The 11998-nt window shown below is 54.2% G+C and carries 6 protein-coding genes; all 6 read right to left on the reverse strand.

Features of this window, described 5'->3' with window-relative positions; translation table 11 throughout:
* Positions 1–7: 7 nt before the first annotated feature.
* The gene (locus tag ACYVAD_RS15825; protein WP_461140484.1) at positions 8–2380 is read right to left on the reverse strand and encodes an ABC transporter permease; all 2373 of its coding nucleotides are present in this window, start codon (positions 2378–2380) and stop codon (positions 8–10) included.
* Positions 2381–2391: 11 nt separating this feature from the next.
* Positions 2392–4803: an ABC transporter permease gene (locus ACYVAD_RS15830; protein ID WP_461140485.1), complete on the reverse strand. Its 2412-nt coding sequence runs from the start codon at positions 4801–4803 to the stop codon at positions 2392–2394.
* 72 nt (positions 4804–4875) lie between these two features.
* Entirely contained in the window at positions 4876–7278 is a 2403-nt protein-coding gene (locus ACYVAD_RS15835) for an ABC transporter permease (protein WP_461140486.1), read from the reverse strand.
* Between the two features lie 65 nt (positions 7279–7343).
* Positions 7344–9764: an ABC transporter permease gene (locus ACYVAD_RS15840; protein ID WP_461140487.1), complete on the reverse strand. Its 2421-nt coding sequence runs from the start codon at positions 9762–9764 to the stop codon at positions 7344–7346.
* A gap of 60 nt (positions 9765–9824) precedes the next feature.
* The gene (locus ACYVAD_RS15845; RefSeq protein WP_461140488.1) at positions 9825–10355 is read right to left on the reverse strand and encodes a hypothetical protein; all 531 of its coding nucleotides are present in this window, start codon (positions 10353–10355) and stop codon (positions 9825–9827) included.
* A 145-nt stretch (positions 10356–10500) separates the two neighbouring features.
* A complete protein-coding gene (locus ACYVAD_RS15850; RefSeq protein ID WP_461140489.1) occupies positions 10501–11925 on the reverse strand; it encodes a DUF4932 domain-containing protein in 1425 nt (474 codons plus the stop codon).
* Between the last annotated feature and the right edge of the window lie 73 nt (positions 11926–11998).

Raw genomic sequence — 11998 nt, forward strand, 5'->3', positions numbered from 1 at the left:
CAGATTTCTATTCCGAACGTAGTACGTCGGCCGGTTTGACGCGCGTTGCTTGATAGGTTTGCGACAGAATCGTTAAGATGCCCACCAGGGCCACTAGCCCGAAGCCAAGCAGCAGATTAATGGGGCCGACATTGACCGGTGTCGGCATTCGTTGCTGAAGGAGCGTACCGCAGAACCAGCCCGCCGGTAAGCCCAGCAAGCCAGCCCAAAGCAAGAGTTTAACGAAGGTTTTGGAAAGAGTCCATATGATTGTGCCATCGCTGGCACCAACGACCCGTCGTACCCCAATTTCCCGCGTTCTCACCTCGACTATGTAAGCCGAAAGTCCCAGGATACCCAGACAGGCAATCAGCATGACAAGGCCGCAGAAGAAGCCAAAAAACAAATTGAGTGTTCGAAACCCTTGTGCAAAGTCGTGATGAACCTTCTCGTCGTACACGTAAACTTCGGGTAGGCGGTCAGGAACCCGCTGTTTCCATAGTCGCTGAACAGCCGCAAGTACAGCGGCTTCGCTACCGGGCTGCGTCCGGGCGGCCAGGATCGTAGCGCGATCGATCCGGTGCTGATACACGGTCGGCGGGGACGCTGCCACCTGCCCGGCTGGCTCGATGAGAACCCCGGTAATCAGCCGATCCGTTGAATCGATGCGAATACGTTGACCAATGGCCTTCTCGGGTGAGTGGCCGGGTAGCTGGCGGGCCAGAGCCTCGTTGACCAGTACGTACTGACTGGAGCCAGTGGATGAACCGCCAGGAAGATTCTGACCAGCGCGTAAGGTCAAGCCAAAAACTGGTACGTATTGCGTATCAATCGACCGGCTGGTTACTTGCCGGACCGGTTCATTCGCGACTTTTAGTGAGCAGAAGCCTGATCCCGAGTAGATGGCCACCTGATCCGTGGCGGTAACCTGGGTCACCTGCGCCAGTTGCTCGAGCTGAGGTTTGAGCCGGTCCGCTGCCTCTCCTCTTAGCGACAGTAGAACAACGTTGGTTGGTAAACCACCGCTGAGTTGATCCTCCGTTTGCGTACCAGCGTCGCGGAGCACGACCAGAAAAACCATCAGCATGGTCGTTACGGCAAACTGAATAACGATGAGCACCCGGTAAATTCCCACGCCCTGAAACAAGCGAATTGTCTGCAAGTTTCGCAGAACCTGGACCGGTTGAAATCTGGTCAGTAAAGTCGCCGGAATGGCTCCCGCGACCAGGCCTGTCAGAACGGCGTACAGCACTAGCCAGCCAACCGAATACTGAATAGACACGGTGTTGATGTCTTCAGCCTGAGGAAGCCAGCCGGACTGAACAACCGTATACCAGAGAAATAATCCCAGACCAAGCGAAAAGAGGGCAATCAGTGAAGACTCGACCAGGAACTGACTGAAGAGTTGCCAGCGGAGCGCCCCGTTGGCTTTGCGAATACCAACTTCACGGGCTCGGGTAAGCGATCGGGCCAGCGACAGGCTGACGTAATTGAAAGCGGCCAATACCGTAAGGGCCGCGATTAGGAACAGCGAAGACCGAATCCCCGACCAATTAACCCCCGCGTGCATATCGTTACGAATGGCCGGGTCCCAGGGAGTAATCGATTCCAGTGTTTGAGCGGTGAAGCTCAGCTGAAGTTTCTGTCCGTCGCGCTGGAACGAGCGGCCCAACTGATTTAAGGCGTCGTTGAACGGAGCGATGTCGTCGGAAGACCGCAGTAAGGCGTACAGGCTGGTTGTCTGGTACTGTCGCCAGTCGGTGGACAGTGTCGGAAGACGTCCTGCTTTTTCCAGGCTCTGTGCGGTCTGCAAGGAAAAAACGGCTTCAACGGGTAAGTGTGTACGTAAAGGAGGTTGCTGAATAACACCCGCCACGGTAAACCAACCTAATCCGTCAAACTGGATGGATTGCCCCAGCGGGCTCTCGTCGCCAAATAGTTGCCGGGCTGTACGCTGACTCAGTAACACGGCAGTGGGCGATGTCAGAGCCTGCCGAGCGTTGCCGGTCACTAGCGCAAAACCGAATACCTGGAAGAAAGACGGCTCGGTGAACGTCGTGTTCACGGTGATATCGCCCTTGTCTGTCTTTACACGAACGGGGTTGCCGCGACGAACCTCAACAGTTTGCTCAACCCGCTGCATCGAACGGATGGCGCTCGACAGCGGTGGCGGAACGGTCGCCCAGCGCGACTTCCCGTCGGCGTTTGTCGCTGTGGTCAGGACGCGGTAGGTACGGTCAAAATGCGGGTGAAAATGATCAGTGTCGAAATTGGCCTTTAAGCCAACGATCATCCCAACGCCCACAGCCATGCTGATCGCCAGGCTAACGATGTTGATTACTGAAAACAACTTGTTTCGCCAAAGACTCCGCAGGGCAATTTTAAGGTAGTTGATCAGCATGGTTGTCGGGTTTACTCGGAACGTAACGATTTGACGGGATTGACCAGGGCCGCCCGGATGCTTTGAAACGAGACAGTCAGCAACGAGACAGCGATCGTACCCAGGACAGCGCCCACAAAAATCCACCAGGACAGTTCAGTACGATACTGGTAGTCGTTTAGCCATCCGCTGAGGTAATAGTACGAAATGGGTACGGCGATCAGACTGGCGATCAGTACCAGCCTAATGAAATCTTTCGACAGGAGAGCCCACAGGTTCAGTACGCTGGCCCCCAGTACTTTGCGGACCCCGATCTCTTTGGTACGCTGCTCGGCGGTGAACGAAGCTAACCCGAACAGACCCAGGCAGGAGATGAAAATGGCCAGCACCGCAAAGCCCCCCGCCAGTGCACCGATGCGCTCCTCCGACGCAAACTTCTTACCAAACTCCTGATCGGCAAACGAATACACGAACGGAGCCGATGGTACGTGTTTTTTGAACGTAGCTTCGATAACGGCCAACGAACTCCTGGCGCTTCGATTGGGATTTAGTTTGAATACAATCCAGTTGGCGTTCTCATAATCCATAAAGTAAACCCCCTGCTTTACGGGTTCGTACGGCGATTCGGCCAGTACGTCTTTGATAACCCCCACAATAGTAAAATCCTTTACTGTCGGATCGAACCGGCCCCCGCGCCGGACAACCGTACCAATCGGGTGTTTGAGACCCATGAATTTTACGGCCGCTTCGTTGACGATGATAGCTGATGAGTCGGTAGTGAACGACCGCGAAAAGTCACGACCTTCTTTAACCTGCCAGCCGACCGTTTTGCCGAAATCGTGCGTCACGAAGATGTTCGAGAAGTCCGGGTCGAGGGCGGGGTCTTTGCCGGGCCAGCTAAAGTCACTGCTGTTCGACGAGATACCCGTCAGCGGACTGGACGATTCGGCCATATGCTGGATGGCGCCCGCGTTGGTTAGTTCGGTTTTTAGTACGTCGTATTTCCCGTAGAAGGCCGGCGATAGCATCTCCATCATAACCACGCCGTTGCTGTCGTAGCCGATCGGCCGGTTTTTGGTGTGCTGAATCTGGCGGTACACGATAATGGTGCCGATAATGAGCGTCAGGGAAACCGTAAACTGAACGATGACCAGTACTTTACGGGGAGAAGTCGCCAGGCCGCTCGCTCTGAACCGTAGCCCCTTCAGAACCTTGATGGGCTGGAACGAAGAGAGATAGAACGCCGGATAGCTGCCCGCCAGGAGACCGGTGATGCCGATAAAGCCCAGACTAACCAGCCAGAACGGACCTACGGTCCAGGGGAAGGTAAGGCGCTTGTCGGCAATCGTATTGAACCAGGGCAAGACGATCAGGATCAGTAGAATAGCCCCGACGAATGCCAGACCGACAACCAGAAACGACTCACTGAAAAACTGACTTATCAACTGACTGCGTACCGACCCGACAGCCTTACGAATACCAACCTCTTTAGCCCTTTTTTCGGAACGGGCCGTGCTCAGATTCATAAAATTGATACAGGCCAGCAGCAGCACGAAAATTCCCACCAGCCCGAACAGCCGTACGTACTGGATATAGCCGCCGGTCTGTACACCTTCTTCCCAGGCCGAGTACAGCCGCCAGTCACTCATCGGGTGGAGAAACAGCGTGGAGTTGAATTTCCGGTCCTCGGCGGGTACGTTGTTCAGCTTGGCATTTTTGATGCGTGCGCTCACCGTTTGCATGTCGACGTTGTTAGCGAGCTGCACAAAAAGCTGGTATGAATTATCGCCCCATTCATGATTGTTTAGCGACCGTTTTACCCATGGGCTTATCGACACAAACAGGTTCCAGGGAGCAATGAACGTAAGGTTTCGAAACTCCGTGCTGAAGGGTAGGTCCTCGTATACACCCGTTACTTTTACGTCGGCTCTCCCTTCGATGTTAATGAGCTTGCCCATCGGATTGGTCTCGCCGAAAAGCGCCCTTGCCGTCGATGCCGACAGCAGAATAGAATTCGTATTCGCCAGACCCTGCCGGGTGCCTTTCAGCATGGTCAGCGACAAAATTTCGGGCATCTCGGCACCCATGTAGTTTCCCGACCGTGTGAGTTTTTTCTCGCCAGATGCCAGAATCCGGTCGCCCTCCGAGGTAGCCATGGCTATGTGCTTGAAGTTACTACCGTATTTGGTGCGTAACTCGGCGTCCAGTGGAGTCGGAATGTCCTCTTGCGTACCAATATGCCCGTTAAAGGTTTGGTGCTGCATGACCTGGGCAATGCGGTCGTAGTTAGCAAACGACTTGTTGAACGAGAGTTCATCCCAGATCCATAGGCCAATCAGCATCGCCACGGCCATCCCGACTGCCAGGCCACCGATATTAATGGCTGAATAACCCTTATGCCTTAATAGATTCCGCCAGGCGATTGTGAGGTAGTTCGAGAGCATAGTTGTGAGGGGAAAAGCATGGGGTTCAGGGCTGGGACAACCCGATGCCCCCTGCCCTGAACCCCATGCGGGTTATTCGGAACGTAACGATTTCACCGGGTTCACCAAGGCCGCCCGGATACTTTGAAAACTGACAGTCAGCAAGGCGACGCTAATAGCTACCAGGCCCGCCAGGGCGAATACCCACCACTTGATCGTGACCTTGTAGGCGAAATCCTGCAACCACTGATTCATGGCGTACCAGGCAATCGGCGAGGCAATGAGAATTGCTACTAGGACCAGCTTTAAAAAGTCTTTCGACAGGAGGGTTACGATGCTCACTACGCTGGCCCCTAATACTTTCCGAACGCCAATTTCCTTTGTGCGTTGCGCCGTCATGTAGGCTGATAAACCAAACAGACCAAGGAAGGCAAGGAAGATAGACAGGGAGGCAAACACGCTGAAAATCTCACCCGTACGCGTTTCAGCGCTGTACAGTTTGTTGAATTCTTCGTCCATAAACTGGTACGAGAACGGACGGCCCGGAACGAGCGTTTTCCACTTGCTTTCCAGGAATGTGAGCGCATTCGGTAGCTGAGTGCCCGACAACCTTACCAGCAGTACGTCGCCCCCGTTCTGCGGAAACATGACTAAGGGGCCGATCTTCTGCTTCATGGACGCAAAGTGAAAATCGCTGACGACGCCTTTTATCAGACCAAGGCGCCCGTCCATGTCGAGTCGTTTGCCAATGGCCTGTTGCGGGGTCCAGCCTAACTCACGGGCGGCTGATTCATTGAGAATGAATCGACTCCGGGTCAGGCTGTCATTATCGGAACGACTTACGCGTTCCATATCGGCCGCGTTGAGGTCACTGCCGGCAATCAGACGCAGTCCTAACGTCGAAACGTAGTCTTCGTCGATCGTCAGGCCAGTTACCATTTTTCGTTGGCCGGTTTGCATGGCTGGCTCCCGCATGGTGTATCCGCCTTCCACGAATACCGGTGAGTCGGACGCCAGCGACACGCGTTCTACGGCTGCATTCTGCCGAAACTCACTTTTTATCGCCTGTATATTGTCGTTCACCTGCTTATCGACCGGTAGCAGTAGCACTTGTTCTTTGGCGTAGCCGACGTTTTTTTGCTGGATAAACCGGAGCTGATTTCGAATCAGCAGGGTGCTGATGAGCAAAAAAATGGTGATGGAGAACTGAAAAACGATCAGCGATTGGCGAAGCCGCCCGGTACCGTTGGTCTTCAACTGACCTTTCAGCACCCGGATGGGCTGGAAGCGGGCCAGCACCAATGCCGGATAACTACCGGCAATCAGACTTACCGTCAGACCAATGCCCGAAAGCAGTAACAGGTTAGTCGGCTTAAGCCACACCGTCGGTGAAAACTGCTGATTCGTGAGCGTATTAAACAGGGGCAGGACTAGTACCGCCAACAGCAGTGCACCAAGCAGTGCAATTGCTGTGACCAGGGCCGACTCGCCCATGAACTGCCTGAATAACTGATTTCCGCCCGCGCCCATCACCTTTCGGACGCCTACTTCCTGGGCTCGCTCTACGGCTCGGGCGGTTGCCAGGTTGACGTAGTTGACGCAGGCAATCAGCAGAATCAGACAAGCGATTGCCCCAAAAATGTAGATATAGGTCAGATTACCGTTCGGCTCAAAGTTGCCAGCCACGTCCGAGTGCAGGTGAACCCAGCGTAACGGCTCCAGATTGTACGTCAGGTAGTTGCCGGGCCTCGTTTCTTCGGGTGGGAACTGCGCTTTCATAAACCCGGGAATCCGGGCTTGTAACGAATGGATGGCATCGGGCGAACGCAATAGCAAATACGTCGCGTAGTTGGCTGAATACCATTCCTCCTGTTTGGCAGCGGGTAGCGTCGAAAAGGAGAGGAGCAGATCATACTTTATCTGTGAATTCGACGGGCAGTCGGCTACCACGCCTGTTACGAGGTAATCGCGAAAGCTGCCGCCGGTATTTATGCGGAGTGATTTGCCGATGGGGTTATCGGTGCCAAAATAAGTGGCCGCTTTGGTCGCAGACAGTACGGCCTGATTTGGACCCGCCAGGGCCATCTTCGGATTGCCGACCTGCAATGGAAACGAAAACATGGTAAAGAAGGATGAATCGGCAAAGACGACCCGCTTCTCATCATAGGCTTGCGCACCCGTCGCCACTATACCGTCGCGACTCAGCATCCGGATGCCCGTTTCTACCTCGGTAAACTGCCGTGTAAACTCCGGCGCTACTTTCGTGCCCGTAACGGGGACTTTCGCAGCCCGGCCGTCAACGCTGTATTCCATCGTAACGCGCACAAGGCGGTTGGCTTTCTGCTGGAAGTCATCATAACTCAGTTCATGAGTAATATACATAAACAACAGCAGGCAGGAGGCCAATCCTGCCGCCAGGCCAATCACGTTAATGCCGGAGAACACTTTGCTTCTCCACAGATTCCGCCAGGCGATCTTCAGGTAGTTCGAGAGCATAGTTGTGAGGGGAAAGGTATGGGGTTCAGGGCTAGGATATTCCTACACCCTGAACCCCGTGCGGGTTATTCGGAACGTAAAGATTTGACCGGGTTCATCAGGGCGGCTTTGACGCTGCGGAAGGAGATGGTGACGAAGGCGATCAGCACGGCCAGTAGCCCCGACAGAATGAACACCCACCACGGCATATCGATGCGATAAGCGAAATCAGAAAGCCACTGATTCATCGCGTACCAGGCCAGGGGCGACGCCACGACAATCGCGACCAGGACCAGTTTCAGGAAATCACCCGCCAGCAGAGCGACGATACTCGCTACCGATGCGCCCAGCACCTTGCGCACGCCAATCTCCTTGGTCCGCTGCTCGATGCTGATGAGCGCGACGGCAAACAGTCCCATGCACGATAGTAAAATAGCGACGCCAGCCGCCGACGAGAAAATCGTGGCCAGTCGCTGCTCTTTTTTGTACCAGCGCTCGACGTTTTCGTCGACGAACGATCCGATGAATTCGTGTTTCGGATCAATCTCTTTCCAGGCGGCTTTCACCGTTTCCATCGCACCCGTCAGATTCTGCGGATTCACCCGGACCAGCACATAGCCGATTGAATTCTCGGGTAGCATTTGCAGGGCAATCGGCTCGGCTTTTTTGTGCAACGAATACAGATTGAAGTCAGCAAAGACGCCGACAATCTGATATTTCCTGCCCGAATCCGGCTCGATGTATTTGCCAATGGGGTTGGCTTCGCCCAGTCGCTTCGCCAGGCTTTCCGAGACCAGAATGGAGGAGGTTGAATCGGTGCTGTAGCTGGACGAAAAATCGCGTCCCGTCGTTAGTTTGATGCCCAGCGTTTTCAGGTAGTCGAAATCGACACGTAGCCAGTCGCAGTTAATTTCTCGCTTGTTGTAATTGAAGCCGTACATCGTCCGGGATGAACTGCCGTCCATGCCCCGGCCGATATTGACTCCTGAACCGGTCACGGCCACGATGTTGGGCTGATTGGTCAGCCGCTCGCGCATCTGTCGTAGAAACGTACTTCCGTTACGGTCGCCATCAACGGGCACGCTGATGACCTGCTCTTTGTTGAGCCCCATGGGCCTCTGTTGTAGGTAGGTTACCTGCTGCCGCATAATAAGCGTGCAGACGATAAGCAGACAGGCAATGGCAAACTGCGTGATGATCAGGGTATTGCGCAACACCCCCGGCTTGCTGATCTTCACTTTGCCTTTGAGCACTTCGACGGCGCTGAACCGGGTGACAAACCAGGACGGATAACCCCCGGCTAACAAGGTGATGAGCAGAAAGCTCAACCCCGTCACCAGCAATACGTTGGGCGTGAGGAAATTTTGGATCGACAGGTTGCTACGAAATAACTTGTTGAAGGCCGGTAGTAGAATGTAGGCCATACTCAGACCAAGCAACAGGGCTGTGCCGGAGAGTAGTACGGTTTCGCCCCAGATTTGCCCGAACAACTGACTGCGTTGCGCACCCAGCGACTTCCGGACGCCCACTTCCCGCGCCCGCGTGATGGACTGGGCGATGGTCAGGTTAACGAAGTTGATGCAGGCAATAATCAGAATGAACAACCCCACGGCCAGTAGACTATAGATGTAGACCCGACTGGTGCCGTTACCGTGTGTGGTAACCGTGTCGAAGTGCACATCGGTCAGTGGTTGTAAGAGTAAGCTACGCTGAAAGCCCAGTTCGTTTTTGGGATACCCCTGCTTCGTTCGTTCCGCTATGTCGCCGGCGAAATATTTGTTCATAAAGGCCTGCATCCGATTCTGGAGGACGGCAGGTGTGACACCGGCTTTTAGTTTGACGAATACACTATGGCTGCCATGATCCCACTTGTCTTTATAAGCCTGGTAATCGTCCTGATTCTGGCTGGAGATAAGGGCGTCGAACTGGAGCGATGAATTTTCGGGGGCGTTACCCAAGACGCCGGTCACGGTAAATGGCCGCCATTGATCACCGAGTCGTAGTTGCAGCGTTTGTCCCATTGGATTCAGCGAGCCAAAGACGGCTTTTGCCATTTTTTCGCTGATAACGATGTTGTCGATACCCTGCATGGCGGTGCTGGCCCTGCCCTGGATCATCGGGAAGGAAAACATCGTCAGAAAATCAGCGTCCACTCGCCGGACATCCTCGCCGAACGTTTTATCCTGCCAGCGAACGCTGGAACTCTGATCGAACCAGCGGGTCACGCCTTCAATCTCCGGAAATTCGGCCCGGAGCGCGGGCGAAATCGGGTACGGCATAACGCCACTCGGGTCAGGCGTACCATCGCGTTTGGTATCCAGAAAATTGAGCCGGTAAATCTGGTCGGCGTCTGCGTGAAAGCGGTCGTACGAGAGTTCGAACGTAGCGGTCAGAAACAGCAGGATGCAGGTGCCGAACGCGACCGACAGACCGACGAGATTGATCGCCGTATGCGTCCGGTTTTTCCGAAGCGTTCGAAAGGCGATTTTGAGGTAGTTGCGGAACATAAGCAGGTGGATTCGGTATAAGCAGCAAGTGCCACTTTTATGGGTACTTCCCGGAGGGGTTTATTTTACGATTACTTCGTTCGGCTCGCCTGCTTTCACCGTAAAGGGAAGCTGCATCTGCTCGACACCATTCTGCCAGTACGTGTAGAGATACTTACCGGGTTTGATGTCCACGACGAACGGAAAACCGGCCTTGTCTTTTTTGATCGTTAGCTCCCGCTCCAGCGAATAATCATCACCATTGATAGCTAGCTTAGTCTTGCCCGAACAGGTTGGGCAAAGGAACGTCACTTTTGTCTGATTTGTCGCTGTCGCTGCTACGAGAGGAATCGGTGGTTTTGGTGGTGCGTCACCCAACCCCAGGGAATCCAGAACCCGATTTTTGAGGGCTTCCCGCTGCGTCTTACTCAGGCTCGCTACGTTGAATGTGCGGTTGTATTTAATCGGCTGGCCGTTACGTTGCCCGTCAACCTGAATGGATAGAGTTTTATCGTCGTCGTTGATTTGCGAGTGGGTGGTTGAATACGTTGAATTCTGGGCGGTGGCTACCAGCGATGTACCAAGTAAGAGAAGCGAGAGGAGCAGTTTCATGGAAGTAGTCTTTGATTCTATCTCAGCTAAGCGCGTGCCATGTTTATATTAGTTTGATAATCAGTTTGTTAAATGTCCGGTGACGTACAAAGCCTGTCCGATAGTGGACAGGCTTTGTACGTCACCGGACGACAGTTTCAGGCTTTTATTTCGACGGAGCAGGGGTCGTGGCAAACGTAACGTCATACACGGACGACAGATAGCCGTCCGTTGAGCGGAAGCCGCCGTTCCGTAACCGGAAAGAGTAGGGGTGACCCGGTTCTAGTTTTACTTTCAGGCGTAACGTCCGCCCGTCGTCAGTTAGCCCCAGCACGCTTTCAATGGGCATCTGCTCTTTACCGCCTTTCCCCAGCTGAATCCCGTAGCGTTTGGGTTGTAAGGGCTTGCTAAACCGGACTTGTATCTCGTTGATGCCCGCATCGACCGACTGACTACCATTGCCAAACGGCTCAATGGCAATGATCTGCGGGCACAACTGCTGGTAAGCTACCAGTGCGCTGTCGATGCGCGGTGCCAGCCAGGCATAAAATGCAGTGTGGCGGGGCATGAACGACTGTAACGTTGGGTACTGCTGGCGGTGCGTCACGTACTGACGTAGCAAGCCCGTTAGCGTGTCGGTCCAGACGAACGAGCGGCTTTGCTCTTCCCGAAGCTGATTTAGGGCCGCGGTACCGGTTGAATCATGCTCCTGTAAGTACACAACCACCGACGCCCGGACCAGTGATTCATACAACATCGTTTTACTGTTGGCATAAGCCTGCTTCCGCATGGGTTCCTGGACGCGGGCGTAAATACTGTCGGCATAGGGGAGCAGCGCCGACGCCGACTGGTCAATGAGCGGGTTGACAAACGAATGGTTGAACTCGTGGATGACCGTCGGCAAATAGTCGTCCGTGGCGTATTTGGCCAGCCCCGTACTATCGACGGACCAAGTGCCCATAATGGCGTAGTTAACCTGGGAGCCGTTTTTAGCTGGTAGGTGTGGGCCGTAATTGCCCCCGCCGTTCCCCAGGCCAATCACTAGTCGAAATGCATCGTTGGGAGCCGACCCGTAGTAACGCTGAAACCAGGGCAGGTCGACCCGCTGTACGACCTGGGCAAAACGAGCTTCCGCTGAACGATAGCGGTCTGCCTGCTGCTGAAAGAACGTAGCTACGTGGGCATCTTTGTAAAATTGCCCGATCAGATCCGCGAGCTTGCTGGCATCCTCCACCGTCCAGCGGCTGTCGGGCAGGTGCTGTTTAAAGGCAATCGCGGGTTTGAGCGAGGTTGAGTCGAGTTGAATAGCGTAACTCATGACAGCGTCGAAACCGATGCCACGTCGGGTGCGAACATCTCGCATGTGCGCCACGGCCGGGTGATTTCGGTACGGGCCAAAATGCTGTTCGATGTCCGTTACATAGGCTACGTACCGTTTCTGGGTGTATTCGTCATAGTCCGCCAGTCGGGCCAGAATGCTCAATAGCTCAATTCGGTGATCAACCTTTGGGGTTAGTGATACGGTTGGTTTATACTGTGCTGCCGCCAATAGCGAGGTACAGAGAAAGAGGAAAAGTAAACGAAGGCGCATATGGATTTGGTTATGTACTGTAAATAAGAAAACCCGTTCGGTTATGAACAGGTCTTCTTTGTGAATATAAATA

It is taken from the genome of Spirosoma pomorum, assembly GCF_054776615.1.